The 14422-nt window shown below is 73.8% G+C and carries 13 protein-coding genes; 5 read left to right on the top strand and 8 right to left on the bottom strand.

Annotation, left to right across the window (positions count from 1 at the left end; all coding sequences use genetic code 11):
• Nucleotides 1-87: 87 nt before the first annotated feature.
• Nucleotides 88-615: a hydrogenase maturation protease gene (locus HWY08_RS02445; RefSeq protein ID WP_176062533.1), complete on the bottom strand. Its 528-nt coding sequence runs from the start codon at nt 613-615 to the stop codon at nt 88-90.
• A 166-nt stretch (nt 616-781) separates the two neighbouring features.
• On the opposite strand from HWY08_RS02445, the gene HWY08_RS02440 reads away from it, so the two are divergent.
• Nucleotides 782-1375, top strand: a complete 594-nt coding sequence (locus tag HWY08_RS02440) for a c-type cytochrome (protein WP_176062531.1) — start codon at nt 782-784, stop codon at nt 1373-1375.
• On the opposite strand, the gene HWY08_RS02435 is transcribed toward HWY08_RS02440, so the two are convergent.
• The 6 genes from HWY08_RS02435 to HWY08_RS02410 form a co-directional block, all read right to left on the bottom strand.
• On the bottom strand, nt 1353-2210 hold the full coding sequence (locus HWY08_RS02435; protein WP_176062530.1) for a carbohydrate ABC transporter permease: 858 nt from the start codon (nt 2208-2210) through the stop codon (nt 1353-1355). The genes HWY08_RS02440 and HWY08_RS02435 overlap by 23 nt on opposite strands.
• Nucleotides 2210-3088, bottom strand: a complete 879-nt coding sequence (locus HWY08_RS02430; RefSeq protein WP_235969410.1) for a carbohydrate ABC transporter permease — start codon at nt 3086-3088, stop codon at nt 2210-2212. Before HWY08_RS02430 ends, HWY08_RS02435 begins: the two co-directional genes overlap by 1 nt.
• 19 nt (nt 3089-3107) lie before the next feature.
• A complete protein-coding gene (locus HWY08_RS02425; RefSeq protein WP_176062528.1) occupies nt 3108-4154 on the bottom strand; it encodes an ABC transporter ATP-binding protein in 1047 nt (348 codons plus the stop codon).
• A gap of 31 nt (nt 4155-4185) precedes the next feature.
• Complete coding sequence (locus HWY08_RS02420; protein ID WP_176062526.1) at nt 4186-5514, bottom strand: extracellular solute-binding protein; 1329 nt, start codon at nt 5512-5514, stop codon at nt 4186-4188.
• Nucleotides 5515-5758: 244 nt separating this feature from the next.
• Nucleotides 5759-5962 (bottom strand): cold-shock protein, encoded by a 204-nt coding sequence (locus HWY08_RS02415; RefSeq protein ID WP_176062524.1) that lies wholly within the window; start codon nt 5960-5962, stop codon nt 5759-5761.
• 155 nt (nt 5963-6117) lie between these two features.
• Nucleotides 6118-6393: a hypothetical protein gene (locus tag HWY08_RS02410; protein ID WP_176062522.1), complete on the bottom strand. Its 276-nt coding sequence runs from the start codon at nt 6391-6393 to the stop codon at nt 6118-6120.
• A 381-nt stretch (nt 6394-6774) separates the two neighbouring features.
• Here HWY08_RS02410 and HWY08_RS02405 point away from each other — a divergent pair, with 381 nt between their 5' ends.
• The 4 genes from HWY08_RS02405 (at nt 6775) to HWY08_RS02390 (ending at nt 13381) form a co-directional block, all read left to right on the top strand.
• The gene (locus HWY08_RS02405) at nt 6775-8922 is read left to right on the top strand and encodes a methyl-accepting chemotaxis protein (RefSeq protein WP_176062520.1); all 2148 of its coding nucleotides are present in this window, start codon (nt 6775-6777) and stop codon (nt 8920-8922) included.
• Nucleotides 8923-8943: 21 nt separating this feature from the next.
• Nucleotides 8944-10074 carry an ABC transporter substrate-binding protein gene (locus HWY08_RS02400; protein ID WP_176062518.1) on the top strand — a complete coding sequence of 377 codons (1131 nt, stop codon included), beginning with the start codon at nt 8944-8946 and terminating at the stop codon, nt 10072-10074.
• 108 nt (nt 10075-10182) lie between these two features.
• The gene (locus HWY08_RS02395) at nt 10183-10803 is read left to right on the top strand and encodes a YiaD family glycine zipper/OmpA-like lipoprotein (RefSeq protein ID WP_176062516.1); all 621 of its coding nucleotides are present in this window, start codon (nt 10183-10185) and stop codon (nt 10801-10803) included.
• Between the two features lie 142 nt (nt 10804-10945).
• The gene (locus tag HWY08_RS02390) at nt 10946-13381 is read left to right on the top strand and encodes an ATP-binding response regulator (protein WP_176062514.1); all 2436 of its coding nucleotides are present in this window, start codon (nt 10946-10948) and stop codon (nt 13379-13381) included.
• 22 nt (nt 13382-13403) lie between these two features.
• Here HWY08_RS02390 and HWY08_RS02385 read toward each other — a convergent pair whose 3' ends face one another.
• Entirely contained in the window at nt 13404-14345 is a 942-nt protein-coding gene (locus HWY08_RS02385) for a DUF6328 family protein (RefSeq protein ID WP_176062512.1), read from the bottom strand.
• Nucleotides 14346-14422 lie beyond the last annotated feature (77 nt).

Below are 14422 nucleotides of genomic sequence, written 5' to 3'. Positions count from 1 at the left end.
TTCCGGAGGACCGGCGCTGGGCGCACAGGTGTGCGCCAGGGCTGAGGTTTTTCCGCGAGGAAGCTATCACGCGCCCGGCGGCGCGCGCTACCCGGCGCGCCGCTCCCACCACAGGTCCGGCGCGGTGGGCGCGGCGCGCGGCCGCGCCGGGGCGCCCAGCGCGGCGAGCTCCGCCAGCGCCGCCGCCACCACCGCCGGCAGCGCAGCCTGGACGGCGGGCGAGAGCCCCACCTCGAGCTCGACCGGGCCCGGGATGACCCCGACGAGCCGCACCTCGCGCGGCGCGCCGCCGTGGAACTCGAGCGCGAAGAGCGCCTCGCGCAGGCCGGGCTCGTGGGGGCTCGCCGGGAGGAGCGGGCGCTTCGCGAGCAGCGCCGCCTTGTCGAGGACGCGGATCTCGCCGGGCGCGCCGGGCAGCTTGACGGTGTCGACCACCACCACCGCCTCGAAGCCGTCGAGCAGGATGGAGAGGTCGGCGCCGGGGGTGCCGAGCTCGCGCAGCTCGACCTCGGGGGACAGCTCGTACCCCGCCTCGATGAGCTTCACCGCGTAGGGCCCGAGCGCGTCGTCGCCCATGAGCACGTTGCCGATCCCGAAGAGGCCGAGGCGCGCCATCGGACGGTTGTACCGCCCCCGCCGCCGGGCGCCAAACGGAGCGCGCGCGCCGCCCGGGACCTCCATCCCGATGGGAGCGCCCCCGGTGAGCGGCGGGCTCGCCGCGGTCCGCTCGTTAGCGTGACCCCCTGTCACCTCGACGAACGCGCCGGACCTGGGAGGCTCCATGTCGATCGCCTTCGCGCCGTTGCTCCTCCTCGCCGCCGCCGCGAGCCCGGCGCCGGGGCCCGCGGGCGCCGCCGATCCGGCCCAGGTGAAGCGGGGCGAGTACCTGGTGCGGCTCGGCGGCTGCAACGACTGCCACACGCCGTGGAAGGTCGATCGCGCCCTCGGCGTGCCCGCGCCGGACCTGACCCGGAGGCTCTCGGGCCACCCCGCCGACGGGCCGGATCCGGCCGGGAAGTACACGCCGCCCGACTCGGCCGTGATCGGCCCCGACTTCACCAGCTTCGCCTTGCCGTTCGGCACGGTCTACAGCAGCAACCTCACGCCCGATCCGACCGGCCTCGGTGACTGGACCGAGCCGCAGTTCGCCGCCGCCATGAGGACCGGCCGGCACACCGGCGATCCTCGGGCGCGCCCCATCCTCCCGCCCATGCCCTGGATGTCGCTCGCCCACCTCACCGACGCCGACCTCGCCGCGATCTGGGCCTACCTGCGGAGCCTCCCGCCGATCCGGAACGCGGTGCCGCCGCCGAAGGTGCCGGAGTCGGCGCTGGCGAAGCTGGAGGCGGCGCTCACTTCACCGCGCCCACCGTGAACCCCGCGATGAAGCGGTCGAGGAACAGGTTGTAGACGAAGGCGATGGGGAGGCTCGCGATGAGGCAGGCCGCCATGAGCGAGCCCCAGAAGTAGACGTCCCCGCGCACGAGGTAGATGGGCACGCCCACCCCCACCGTCTGGTGCGAGGCCGACGAGATGAAGGTGAGCGCGTAGACGAACTCCTGCGTCACCAGGGTGAAGGTGAAGATGACCACCGTGAGGATGCCGGAGCGCGAGATGGGGATGATGAGCTGGAGGAAGGCCTGGAACCGGGTGAGGCCGTCCACCAGGGCCGCGTCCTCGATGTCGCGCGGGATCGACTTGAAGAACCCCATGAGCAGCCAGATCGAGAACGGGACGGTGAAGGTCGGGTAGACGAGGATGATCGACCACAGGCTGTCCTGCAGGCCCAGCCGCGCCACCACCCGCGAGAGCGGGATGAAGAGGAGGGTGGGCGGGACGAGGTAGGTGAGGAAGATCCCCATCCCGACCCGCGGCCCCCAGCTCCCTGTGAGGCGCGTCAGCGCGTAGGCGGCCGGCACCGCCAGCGCGAGCGTGATCGCGACCACCGCTGCCCCGACCACCGTCGTGTTGAGGAACCAGCGCAGGAAGAGCGTCTCGCCGAAGAGCAGGCGCAGGTGATCGAGCGTGGGCGCCGCGCCGAAGATGAACGGGTTGTGCGTGGTGTCGTAGAGGTCGGAGGTCTGCTTGAAGGTGGTGATCACCATCCAGTAGAAGGGGAACGCGAGCAGGACCGAGAACGCGACTACCACCACCCAGCGCCCGGCGCGGGTGGCCGGCGAGCGCGGCGGGCCCGAGCCGGGCGCGGCCATCACACCACCTCCGCGCGGTGCGCCACGCGCAGCATGAGCAGCGCGATCGCCACCAGGATCGGGACCAGGAAGACCGAGATGGCGGCGCCCTCCGCCAGGTCCGAGCCGAGGATGCCGGTGAAGAAGGCGAGCGACGGCAGCACCTGCGTCGTGTCGTAGGGCCCGCCGCGGGTGAGGATGTAGACCACCGTCATGTCGGTGAAGGTGAAGATGACGCCGAACAGCACCGCCACGTTGATGATGGGCGCCATCATCGGGAGGGTGATGGTGAAGTGGGTGCGCCAGAAGCCCGCCCCGTCCACCGCCGCGGCCTCCGGGATCTCGCGCGGGATGGAGGTGAGGCCGGCGAGCAGGATGACGGTCGAGAACGGGATCATGCGCCAGCTGTGGACCAGCACGACCGAGGCCATGGCGAGCACCGGGTCGCCGAGCCACATGGGCGCGTCGAAGGGCTTCACCAGGTGCAGGTGGACGAGGGTCCAGTTGATGACGCTGTAGATGGAGTCGAGGATCCACTTCCAGCCGATGGCGCCGAGCGAGATGGGCGCCACCCACGGCAGGAGCACCAGGAACCGCACCACCCCCCGGCCGCGGAACGGGGCCTCGAGCGCCAGCGCCAGCACGTTGGCGCAGACGATGACGATGACCTGGGTGGCGACGGTGAAGACGAAGGAGTTGAGGAGCGCGCGGCGGAAGCTGGGGCTCTGGAGCACGCTCTCGAAGTTGCGCAGCCCGACGAAGTGCCAGCCCACCGAGCCGACCGTCACGTCGCCCACGCTGTAGAGGAAGGCGAGGGCGAGCGGCAGGCCGATGAGCGCCGTGATGTAGAGGAGCGCCGGCGCGAACATCGCCACGCCGAGCCGCGTGGAGGGCCTCACGCCGGGCCGCCCGGGGTGGTCAGGTCCATCCCAGCTCCGCCTCGCGCCGCGCGCTGCGGCGGGTGGTGGCCTTGTCGAACAGCCTGAGCTGATCCCGGGCCACCGCGAAGTCCTGCAGCGCGCCGGGGGTGAAGGCGCCGGCCGAGGTCGGCAGGCGCGAGACGACCTTCGCCCCCGCGAAGCGGCCCCCCTCGAAGACCCCGTAGGCGACCTGCTCGGAGCCGAGGTACTCGACGGTCGTGACGCGCAGCTGGAAGCGCACCGCGGGGACCTCCACCCGCGCCGCGGGCGCCAGCGTCTCCGGCCGGAAGCCGACCACCAGGTCGCCGGCCTCGAGCAGGTTCATGGGCGGGGAGCCGAGGAAGGTGGCGACGAAGGTGTCGGCCGGCTCGTCGTACACCTCGCGCGGCGTGCCGATCTGCCGGACCACCCCGTGGTCGAGCACCACGATCCGGTCGCCCATGGCCATCGCCTCGACCTGGTCGTGGGTGACGTAGACGGTGGTGGTGCCGACGCGGTCGTGGAACTGCGCCAGCTCCTCGCGGGCGCTGGCGCGCAGCTTCGCGTCGAGGTTGGACAGCGGCTCGTCGAGCAGGAACAGCTCCGGCTCGCGGACGATGGCGCGGGCGAGCGCCACCCGCTGCCGCTCGCCGCCCGAGAGCTGGCGCGGCTTGCGATCGAGCAGGTGGCCGATGCCGAGCAGCGCGCTCGCCCACTCCACCTTCCCCGCGTGCTGCGCCTTCGGCACCTTCTGCGCCTTGAGCGGGAAGCGGATGTTCTCGCGGACCGTGAGGTGCGGGTAGAGCGCGTAGCTCTGGAACACCATCGCGATGCCGCGCTGCCGCGGCGCGAGGTGGGTCACGTCGCGCCCGCCGATGAAGACCTGCCCGCCGGTGGGCTCCTCGAGCCCGGCGATCATGCGGAGCAGCGTGCTCTTGCCCGAGCCGGACGGCCCGAGGAAGACGAGGAACTCGCCCTCGCGCGAGACGAGGTCGACCGCGTCGACCGCGCTCGCCTCGCCCCGCTGGTACGTCTTGCTCAGCCTGCGCGTCTCGAGGACGGCCATGCGCCTCCCTGGGCCGGAGCCGGAGCGCCGCTCACGCCCACTTCTGGAAGATGCGCTTGATCTCGCGCTCCGCCGCCCGCGCCGCGTCCTCGGGGCTGAGCTCGTCCCGCGCCACCTTGGCGAACATGGTGGGGAGCTGGAAGGTGTTGAACACCTCGTCCACCGCCGCCGTGGCGTAGCCCGGGTAGCCGACGTTGGTGGCCCAGTCGAGCACGTTCCCGAGCACCTTGTACTTGTCGGGCGGCTTCGCCTTCGGGTCGTTCGCGATCTGCGCGGCGAGGTCCGGCACCGTCTGCGGGAAGCAGGGGAAGTTGTAGAACTCGCTCGCCTTGAACGCCTCGCCGAACGCGTCCATGTAGTCGGCGAGGAACTGCTTCGCGCCCTCCTTGTTCTCGGCGAAGCGCCAGATCACGTAGCAGTCCATGACGTGCTCGGCCGCGATGCGGCGCACCGGGCCCTGGAGCGCCGGCGTGAGCTGGATCTTCTGCGACATCTCCGGGTTCTCCTTCTCCGCGGTGCGCGTCACGCTGATCGCGTTCTGCACGAAGGAGAGCTTGCCGGAGAGGATGCCGCGGTTGTTGGAGGAGGGATCCCAGGTGAAGACCTCCGGGGTCTCGGCCTCCTTGAAGAGCGCCCGCATGAACTTGAGCGCCTCGACGGTCTGCGGGGAGTTGATGACGACCTTCCCCTCCGCGTCCTGCACCGCACCGCCGAAGCTCCACAGCAGCGCACGGACCGCCATGTTGGTGTCGAGCTCCTGCGACAGCCCGAGGCCGCAGGGGTTCCCGAGCTTGTCCTTGATGGCCTTGGCGCCCTTGCGCAGGTCGTCCCAGGTGCTGGGGCCGTTCGGGAACCCGACCTGCTCCCACAGATCCTTACGGTAGTTGCCGGGATCGGGGACGTAGGAGTCGGAGAAGGCGAAGTACTTCTTCGTCTTCGGGTTGAAGGTGGACTTGTGGCCGAGGTCGATCACCTTGCCGTGCTTCTTCTGCACCTCCTGGTAGATCTCGGCGTGGTCGATGACCTGCTTCTCGTACGCCGCCGGCGGCGAGAGGAACATGAAGAGGTCGTGGCCCTTCTGCGCCGCGACCTCGGCGGCGGCGCGGGCGTTGATCTCGCCGATCGAGATGTGGTCGACGATGACCTGGGTGCCGTGCTTCTGGCCCCATTGCTTGCAGAACACGCCGTCGAACCACTTGTCGTAGCCCGGCACGAAGTGGCTCCACTGCATGATCTTGAGCGACTTCGGCTGTGCGCGCGCCGGCCGTGGCGCGAGCCCCGCGGCGCCGAGCCCCGCGCCGAGCGCCGCCGCGCCCGCCGTCTGGATGAAGCGGCGCCGCGAGATCGTCCTCTTCGCCATGTCCCGTCCCCCCCCGGTCGGAGCCGGCGACGCCGCCACGGACGAGGCCGCTCCCGATCGCGAGGTAAGGACGGGCGGGGGCGCGCGCAGCGGCGCGCGGAGGGCGAACCCCTCAGGGCGATGACACGGTGCGTGATGGTCGGGCCGGCGGTCGCGCGGCGGCCCCGGGCGCCAGACGCGGCGAGGGCCCGGTCTCTGGGAGACCAGGCCCTCGGTATCTCACGTCGAAGCGGAAGCGACGACGCTAGACGGCGCGGACGTTCGCGGCCTGCAGGCCCTTCGGGCCCTTCTTCACCTCGAACTCCACCTTCTGCCCCTCGGCGAGGGTGCGGAACCCCTCGGACTGGATGGCAGTGTGGTGGACGAACACGTCCTCACCGCCGCCCTCCTGCGTGATGAAGCCGAAGCCCTTCGCGTCGTTGAACCACTTCACGGTACCAGTAGCCATGTACTGTACTTCCTTGCGTTAGAGCGGACCGCCTGCAACGGCCGTCCGGACCAGCCCTTCATGAGCTGGGCGTCGATTTTTCTACCGGAACGCACATCGGAAGTCGAGGCGACCACCCCAAACGGCCGGGGGCCCCGACGGGCAGCCCGCGCCGGCTACTTCTTCTTCGCTCCCTTGCCGTCGGCCTTCGCCTCGGCGGTGGTCGCGGTCATCCGGTACTCGACCGTCGCCTTGCTCCCCTCCTTGAGCTCGCCGGTGACCTTCGTGTCGGCGGTCCGGGCGATCTCGAACTTCTCCTTGCCCTTCTGGACCACGATGAGGTCGTCCGAGACCTCCAGGACCTGGCCGGTCACCTGGTAGGCCTTGGGTTGACGGGCGGTGGCGGGAAGGGCGAGCGCGGCGGCGAGCGCGGCGAAGGCGAGACGCTTCATGATCATCCTCCAGTGAAGGGTGGCGCGCCCGATCGAGCGGGCGCGCGCCGCTCATAGCGCCGGGCCGGCGCGCGGGCAAGCCGCGGGTCCCTCTCCGGCGGGCGCACGGCTGCGCGCGTCCGGTAGCGTCGCGGAGCAGGCAGCCGGGCTGGCCCACGGGCGCCGCGGCCGGGAGCCCGGCGCGCGGTCCGGGTGTCCCCCGAGCCTGGGAACCGGCCTCGACCCTGGGTTGACGGAAGGTCTGCCTCGACCTGCCCCAACGGTGGAGCGAGGGGGAGGCAAACCGCGCGCTCCGCCTCGGATCGCGGCGCCGCCGCGGCGGGTACGGGCCGTGCTGAGGCGTGGCTCGACGCAGGCGCGCCTCGCCGGGAGGGACACCACGTGGAAGCTGCCCGCATCGCGATCCGGATCGCCTCCCGGCTGGACCCCTCCCGGGCGCTGGGCAGGCTGCGGATCCGCGGCCAGGTGACGCTCGCCATCGGGCTCGCCCTCGCGCTCCTCGTGGGCGTGGGCGGCGGGCTGCTCGTCTCCCTGCGCGCCACCACCGCGTCGCTCGCGCGGCTGGCCGCGGCGCGCCTGCCGGCGGCGCAGGCCGCGGGCTCGTACCTGGAGGCGATGCTCTCCATGCAGGGGGCGCTGAGGGGGCTCGTCAACCCGCGCGCCGACGACGACGACCGGCAGGGGTTCTTCGCCGAGCTCGACGAGGCCCAGCGCGCGGCCGAGGCCGCCCGGAGCGCGTTCGAGGAGCTGCCGCAGGAGGAGGACGTGAAGGCGGAGTGGGCCGCGGTCACGCCGCTCTGGGAGGAGTGGAAGCGCGGCGTGGCGCTCATCGTGGCGAAGCAGCGCCAGCGGGACGGGCTCCTGGCGGAGGGGCTCAGCAACGGCCCGCGGGTCGCCGAGCTCGACCGCGAGGCCGCGCAGGCGGTCGCCGCCGCGCGCGTCGCGCGCCAGCAGGTGGCCGAGAAGGTGAGCGGGCTCGTCGACTACGTGCAGCAGGCGGCGCAGCTGGACTCGGACGAGGCGACGGTCCGCGCGCGCCGCGCCAGCTGGACCATCGGCGCCGTCGTCGGCGCGGCCGGCCTCGCGCTGGCGGCGCTGGCGCTGCTCATCGGCAGGAACGTGCGGCGGCAGCTCGGCGCGGTCGCGGGGGAGGCGCTGCGGGTCGCCGCCGCCGCCTCCGCCGGCGAGCTGGAGGTGCGCGCGGACGCGGCCGCGGTCCACCCGGAGTTCCGCCCGGTGGTGGACGCCCTGAACGGCGCGGTGGAGGCCTTCGTGGGCCCGGTCCGCGTGGTCGCCGCGAGCATGGAGCGCGTCGCGCGCGGCGAGCTGCCGCCGCCCATCGACGCCGCGTGGAGAGGCGAGCTGCTGGAGCTGGCGCGCAGCGTGAACGGGTGCGTGGCCGCTGTGGGGGCGGTGGTCCGGGACGTGGACGCCCTGGCGGAGGCGGCCCTGGCGGGCAGGCTCTCGGCCCGCGCCGACCCCGCCCAGCACCGGGGAGACTTCCGCCGCATCGTGGAGCGGCTCGACGCGACCCTCGAGGCGGTCATCGCGCCCATCGAGGACGCGGCCCGCGTGCTCGAGGCGCTGGCGGCGCGCGACCTCACCGCGCGGGCCACGGGGGAGTACCAGGGCGACCACGCCCGGATGAAGGTGGCCGTCGACGCCACCGCCGCCGCGCTGCAGGCGGCGCTGGCGCAGGTGGCGGCGGCGGTGGGCCAGGTCTCGGGCGCGGCCGACCAGATCGCGAGCTCGTCGCAGGCGGTGGCGCAGGGCGCCTCGGAGCAGGCGAGCTCGCTCGAGGAGACCTCCTCCTCGCTGGAGGAGATCGCCGCGCAGACCCGGCAGACCGCCGACAACGCCGCCCAGGCCGACGGGATGGCGCGGCAGGCCCGCACCGCCGCCGAGGAGGGCGGCACCTCGATCGCCCGGATGGCGGGGACGATGCAGAAGATCCGCGCCGCCGCCGAGGGCACCTCCCAGATCATCAAGGAGGTGAACGAGATCGCGTTCCAGACCAACCTGCTCGCGCTCAACGCCGCGGTCGAGGCGGCGCGGGCCGGCGAGGCGGGGCGCGGCTTCGCGGTGGTGGCCGAGGAGGTGCGCTCGCTCGCGCTCCGGTCGAAGCAGGCGGCCAGCCGGACCGAGGAGCTCATCCGCGAGTCGGTGGCCCAGGCGGCGGAGGGCCAGGCCACCTCGAGCGCCGTGAAGGAGCGGTTCGGCCGCATCGACGAGGCCGTCGCGCGCGTCACCGACCTGGTGGCCGAGATCGCCACCGCGGCGCGCGAGCAGGCGCGCGGCCTCGAGCACCTCAACGTCGCGGTGAACCAGATGGACAAGGTCACCCAGCAGAACGCCGCCAGCTCCGAGCAGTCGAGCTCGTCGGCGGCCGAGCTGTCCGGCCGCGCCTCCGAGCTGGCGGAGCTCGTCGGGCGCTTCCGGCTCGCCGCGGGCGAGGAGGTCGAGCCCTCCCCGTCGCTCTCCCCGGCGCCCCGCGCCGCTCCCCTCCGCGCGCCCGCCGCGCGGGTTTGACCACCTCGAACAGGAGCCCCCATGTCCCTCGCAGCGCTCGCACTCACCCTCGCCGCCGCCGCGGCCGATCCGGGCAGCATCGCCGTCGGCGTGTACGGACCCCTCACCGGCAACGCCGCCGCCGGCGGCATCTCCCAGCTCCAGGGCGCCCGGCTCGCCGCCGACGAGATCAACGCGGCGGGGGGCGTCCTGGGCAAGAAGCTCGTCGTGGTGGAGGGGGACGACGAGGCGAACCCGGAGAAGGGCGCCCAGCTCGTCAAGGGCATGATCGAGCGGGGCGTGGCGGCGGTGCTGGGGCCGGTCAACACCGGCGTCGCCAACGCCTCCCTCGCGCTCGCCAACCAGCACAAGGTGCCGCTGATCGTGGCGGTGGCGACCGGCAACAAGGTGAACGAGCTGTTCGTGGAGTCGCCCGACAACTACGTGTTCCGGCTGGCGGCGAGCGACCTCACGCAGTCGGCGCTGGTCGTGCGCGAGGCGGTCGAGGTGCGCGGCTTCAAGCGGCCGGCGCTGTTCTGCGACGACACGCCGTACGGGCAGCAGGGCAAGGCGCGGATCGAGGCGGCGCTCGACAAGCGCGGCCTGAAGCCGGTCTCCGTCGGGATCTTCAAGGTGAACGACCGGGACATGTCGCGCCAGGTGAAGGAGGCCAAGGCGGCCGGCGCCGACGTCATCCTCTCCTACGGCATGGGCGCCGAGATGGCGCAGGTCGCGCGGGCGCTCGAGAAGGCCGCCTGGAAGGCGCCCATCATCGGCTCCTGGCAGCTCTCCAGCGCGGCGTTCCTGGAGGGGGCGGGGCCGTACGGCGAGGGCACGCTCATGCCCCAGACGTTCATCGAGGCGGGCGCCACCGGCCGCGGTGCCCAGTTCGCCGAGGCCTACCGCAAGAAGTACGGGGTGGCCCACATCCCCATGGGCCCGGCCGGGGCGCAGGGCTACGACGCGATGAAGCTCGTCGCGCTGGCGATCGCCCAGGCGAAGAGCGCCCAGGGACCCCAGGTGAAGGCCGCGCTCGAGAACCTCCAGGCGCCCTACGACGGGGCCATCGGGCGCTTCGTCCGCCCGTTCAGCTCGAACGACCACGAGGGCATCAAGAAGGCGCAGATCGGCTGGGGCGTCGCGAAGGGCGGGCAGGTGGTGCCCGCGCGCTGAGGCGCACACCTCCTCGCACAAGCGCGGCCGACGTGGGCCCGGGCGCCCGGAATGCGGCCGCCCGGGCCGGCGTTGACCTGGCCGGCTCGCAGGAGGAGAACACCCCGCATGAAGAACCGGACCTTGATCGTCTCGGCGCTCGTCGTCGTCCTCGTCACCGCTGCCGGCTGCGAAACCGCCGGCAAGCGCACTGCAATCGGGGCGGGCGGCGGCGCCGCCGCCGGCGCCGGCGTCGGGGCGCTGCTCGGCGGCTGGAAGGGCGCCGCCATCGGCGCCGGGGTGGGCGCGCTGGCCGGCGGCTCGGTCGGCCTCTACCTCGACAAGCAGGCGAAGGAGCTCGAGCAGGTGGCGGAGACGAAGCGCACCGAGAACGGCGTGCTCGTGAACATGAAGTCGGAGATCCTCTTCGACTCCGGCAGCGCCGTGCTGAAGGACGCTGCCATCGCCCAGCTCGAGAAGGTGGGGGACATCCTCGCCAAGTACTCGGACGACCGCATCCGCGTCGAGGGCCACACCGACGCGACCGGCACCGCCTCGAAGAACGAGGAGCTGTCGCTCCGCCGCGCCGACGCGGTGAAGCGCGTGCTGCTCGGCCGCGGAGTGAAGGAGGCGCAGATCACCGCGCTCGGGATGGGCGAGACGAAGCCCATCGCCGACAACAAGACCGCCGCCGGCAAGGCCAAGAACCGCCGCGTCGAGGTCCACATCGACGTGCCGCAGCCCAGCTAGCCGCGCCCGCCCCCGGCGGTCCCCCCCCCCGGCGACGTGGCCCCGGCCGCGGCGCCGGGCCCCCTTTCCCGCCCCTCCGCGCAGGGTGGCCTCGCCCCCGGGCGACGGCTAGACCCATCCTCGACTCGCGGGGAGGGCGCGCATGCTCGAGCTGCTGCGGGAGCTGTTCGCGTCGGACGGGTACATGCCCCACGGGCACTGCTACCTGTGGAACCCGGGGCTGGTGGCGCTCCACGTCGCGAGCGACGCGCTCATCGGCACGGCCTACGTCGTCATCGCGCTCACGCTCTGGCAGCTCGTCCGCCGCATCAAGCTGCCCTTCAGCCCGATGATCCTGGCCTTCGGCGTCTTCATCGGCGCCTGCGGCCTCACCCACTACATGGAGGTCTTCACGCTGTGGGTGCCGGACTACTGGCTCTCGGGCTTCGTGAAGCTCGTCACGGCGGTCGCCTCCGTCGCCACCGGCGCCTACCTGCTCCAGGCGCGCCCGCTCATCGTGCAGGTGACGCGGTCCGCCGCGCTCGCCGAGCGGCGCCGGGTCGAGCTCGAGACCAAGAACGTGGAGCTCTCGACGCTCTACGCGCGGGTGAAGGACCTCGACGACGCCAAGACCCGCTTCTTCGCCAACGTCTCGCACGAGCTGCGCACGCCGCTGGCGCTGGTCCTCGGGCCGGTGGAGAAGGCGCTGGCGAGCGGGCTCCCGGAGGCGACGCGGAGCGACCTGGAGGTCGCGCGGCGCAGCGCCCGGGCGCTCCTGCGGCACGTCGACGACCTGCTCGACGTGGCGCGGCTGGAGGAGGGCCGGATGCCGGTGCGCTGGGCCGCGGCCGACCTGGCGCGCGTGGTGCGGGAGGCGGCCGCGCCGTTCGAGGCGCTGGCCCGCGAGCGGCGCGTGGCGCTCACCGTCGACGCGCCGGAGGAGCTGCCCGCCGAGGTGGACGCCGAGAAGCTCGACCGCGTCCTCGCGAACCTGCTCGGGAACGCCTTCCGCCACGTCCGCGACGGCGGCCGCGTGCGCTGCGCGCTGCGCCGGGAGGGCGCGCGGGCCCGGGTGTGGGTGGAGGACGACGGCCCCGGCATCCCGCCCGCGCTCCGCGAGGCGGTGTTCGAGCGGTTCCGGCAGGGCGCCGGGCGCGAGGCCGGCGGGGGCGGCGCGGGGCTGGGGCTCGCCATCGCACGCGACTTCGTCGAGCTGCACGGCGGACGCATCGAGGCGGGCGAGGCGGAGGGCGGGGGGGCGCGGCTCAGCTTCGAGGTGCCGCTCCGCGCCCCGGCCGGCCGCGCGGTGGAGCCGGCCGCGGCCGGCCGCGCTGGCGCCGGCGCGGGCGCCGCGGCGGTCGAGGCGCTGCGCGAGGCGCCCGCCGGCCCGGCGTCGCCGGAGGGGAGCGCCCGGCCGGTGGTGCTGGTGGTGGAGGATCACCCCGACATGCGGCGGCTGACGTCCGACGCCCTCGAGCCCGAGCTGCGGGTCGTGACCGCCTCGGATGGGGAGGAGGCGCTGCAGACCGCGGAGGCGCTCCAGCCCGACCTCGTCCTCACCGACGTCATGATGCCGCGGATGAGCGGCGAGCGGCTCCTGGCCGAGCTGCGGGCGCGCCCGCGCCTGGCCGGGACCCCGGTCCTCGTGCTGACGGCGCGCGCCGACGACGAGCAGCGGGCAGCGCTGCTCCGGGCCGGGGCGGTGGACTACGTGACGAAGCCGTTCCAGCCCGAGGAGCTGCGGGCCCGGGTGCGCACCGCGGTCGCGGTGAAGCGCTCGCGCGAGGTGCTCGGGCGCGAGCTCGCCCAGAGCGGCGGAGCGCTGGAGGACCTCGCCCGCGAGCTGGCGCAGCGCAAGCGCGAGCTCGAGCTGGCCGCCGAGTCGGCCCGGGTGGCGCGGGAGCAGGCGGAGCGCGCGAGCGAGGTGAAGAGCACCTTCCTCGGCATGCTCTCGCACGAGCTGCGCACCCCGCTCACCTCGATGACCCTGGCGCTCGCCGCGCTCGAGTCCCGCGAGGGCCCGCTCACCGAGCGCCAGCGGCTCCAGGTGGACCGGATCGCGCGCGCCTCGGCGCGCCTCCTCGGGCTCATCGACGCCATGCTCGAGTACACGCGGATCGAGTCGGGCCGGCTGGTGGTCCGGCTGGAGGACGTCGACCTGCCGCGGCTGGCGGCGGAGGTGGTGGACGAGGCGCTGCCCCAGGCGCAGCGCAAGCTGCTGCCGATCGACCTCGAGGCCGGGCCGATGCCGCCGGTCCGCACCGATCCGCGGCTGCTCCGCCTGGTGCTCGTCAACCTGGTGGTGAACGCGGTCAAGTACACCGAGCGCGGGCGCGTGAAGGTGACGCTGCGCCACGGGCCGGACGGCCACCTGGTCGAGGTGGCCGACACCGGGCCGGGCATCCCGCCGGCCGAGCGCGCCAGGGTCTTCGAGCCTTTTCACCAGCTGTCGAAGCCGGGGACGGCCCCCGGGGTGGGGCTCGGCCTGTCGCTGGTCAAGGGGGTCACCGAGGCGCTCGGGGCGGCGCTGTCGGTCGAGAGCGCGCTGGGCCAGGGCACCACCTTCCGCGTGCGCGTACCGCCGGCGGAGCGAGCCTGAGGGCGGACCCGGCGCGCGCCCGTCAGGCGCGGGCGCCGGCGGGGGCGCGCCCGGCGTGCCCGGCGTGCCGGCCGGCGACCCGCGCCGCGAGCGGCAGGACCAGCCACGCCGCGAGGAACAGGGCCGCCGCGCCGGCCGCCAGCCCGACCGCCGGCGCGAGCTCACCGGTCACCCGGTAGCCGATGATCCCGAGGTCGCCGCTCAGCGCCACGCCCAGCGGCGCCAGCGCCGCCAGCACGAACCGGCTCGCCAGCCGGTGAAAGCGCGCCGTCTCCTCGCCGTCCTCGGCCAGGCGGTGGAACGCCGCCGGCGTGAGGAGCAGCACCACCGCCAGCGCCGTCAGCGCGGTGTCCGCCAGGTGGAGCTGCTGCGCGCCCCGCGGGAGCCGCGCGAACGCCTCCATCATCGTCACCGCCAGCTGGAACCCGAGCAGCGCCTGCGCGCCCGGCAGCACCATGCGCGTCTCGGTGAGGACGTGCTTGATCTTCTCGGCCAGCGGCGTCTCGGGCACGGCGTCCTCCTGAACGTAGCGCCGCCTCCGCGCGGCGGGCAGCGCGTACCAGAGCGCGAGCGCCAGCACCGTCCCGCCCGCCCCGAGCGAGACGCCGGCCGCCGCGCCGATCCCGTCCACCGCGGGCGCGGCCGAGGCGAGGTCGAGGCCCAGCGCGACGGCGAGCGGCAGGAGCGCCGCCGCGAGCGCCCGCGTCGCCAGCCGGTGCAGGCGGAGCGTGTCGCACCCCTCTTCCACGAGCTGGTGGAACGGCGTGGGGAGCACGACCAGCGCGAAGGTGACCACGAGGAGCGCGAGGGCGAGCAGCTTGGCGGCGTGCGCCCATGCGGGGAGCTCGTCGTACCGCGGCTCGAAGAAGGCGCGGTACTCGAACCCGAGCAGGATCTGGGCGCCGAGGATCAGGATCCGCCCCTCGTCGAGGGCGTTCTGGACCCGGTTCGCGAGCGCCGCCATGCCCCTCACGGTGCGGACGCGGTGGCGCACCCGCCAACCCGCCGGGAGGGCGTCAGGCCCACGCGGGTCGGGTCGGC

Origin of the sequence: Anaeromyxobacter diazotrophicus, assembly GCF_013340205.1 — a bacterium.
Taxonomy (GTDB): Bacteria; Myxococcota; Myxococcia; order Myxococcales; family Anaeromyxobacteraceae; genus Anaeromyxobacter_A; species Anaeromyxobacter_A diazotrophicus.
Note: the sequence above shows the minus strand (reverse complement) of the source record. Positions and strands in the feature narration are given on the sequence as shown.

Coding starts and splice junctions, on each gene's coding strand:
- HWY08_RS02445 (WP_176062533.1), bottom strand. CDS start 615: ATGGCGCGCCTCGGCCTCTTCGGGATCGGCAACGTGCTCATGGGCGAC.
- HWY08_RS02440 (WP_176062531.1), top strand. CDS start 782: ATGTCGATCGCCTTCGCGCCGTTGCTCCTCCTCGCCGCCGCCGCGAGC.
- HWY08_RS02435 (WP_176062530.1), bottom strand. CDS start 2,210: ATGGCCGCGCCCGGCTCGGGCCCGCCGCGCTCGCCGGCCACCCGCGCC.
- HWY08_RS02425 (WP_176062528.1), bottom strand. CDS start 4,154: ATGGCCGTCCTCGAGACGCGCAGGCTGAGCAAGACGTACCAGCGGGGC.
- HWY08_RS02420 (WP_176062526.1), bottom strand. CDS start 5,514: ATGGCGAAGAGGACGATCTCGCGGCGCCGCTTCATCCAGACGGCGGGC.
- HWY08_RS02415 (WP_176062524.1), bottom strand. CDS start 5,962: ATGGCTACTGGTACCGTGAAGTGGTTCAACGACGCGAAGGGCTTCGGC.
- HWY08_RS02410 (WP_176062522.1), bottom strand. CDS start 6,393: ATGAAGCGTCTCGCCTTCGCCGCGCTCGCCGCCGCGCTCGCCCTTCCC.
- HWY08_RS02400 (WP_176062518.1), top strand. CDS start 8,944: ATGTCCCTCGCAGCGCTCGCACTCACCCTCGCCGCCGCCGCGGCCGAT.
- HWY08_RS02395 (WP_176062516.1), top strand. CDS start 10,183: ATGAAGAACCGGACCTTGATCGTCTCGGCGCTCGTCGTCGTCCTCGTC.
- HWY08_RS02390 (WP_176062514.1), top strand. CDS start 10,946: ATGCTCGAGCTGCTGCGGGAGCTGTTCGCGTCGGACGGGTACATGCCC.
- HWY08_RS02385 (WP_176062512.1), bottom strand. CDS start 14,345: ATGGCGGCGCTCGCGAACCGGGTCCAGAACGCCCTCGACGAGGGGCGG.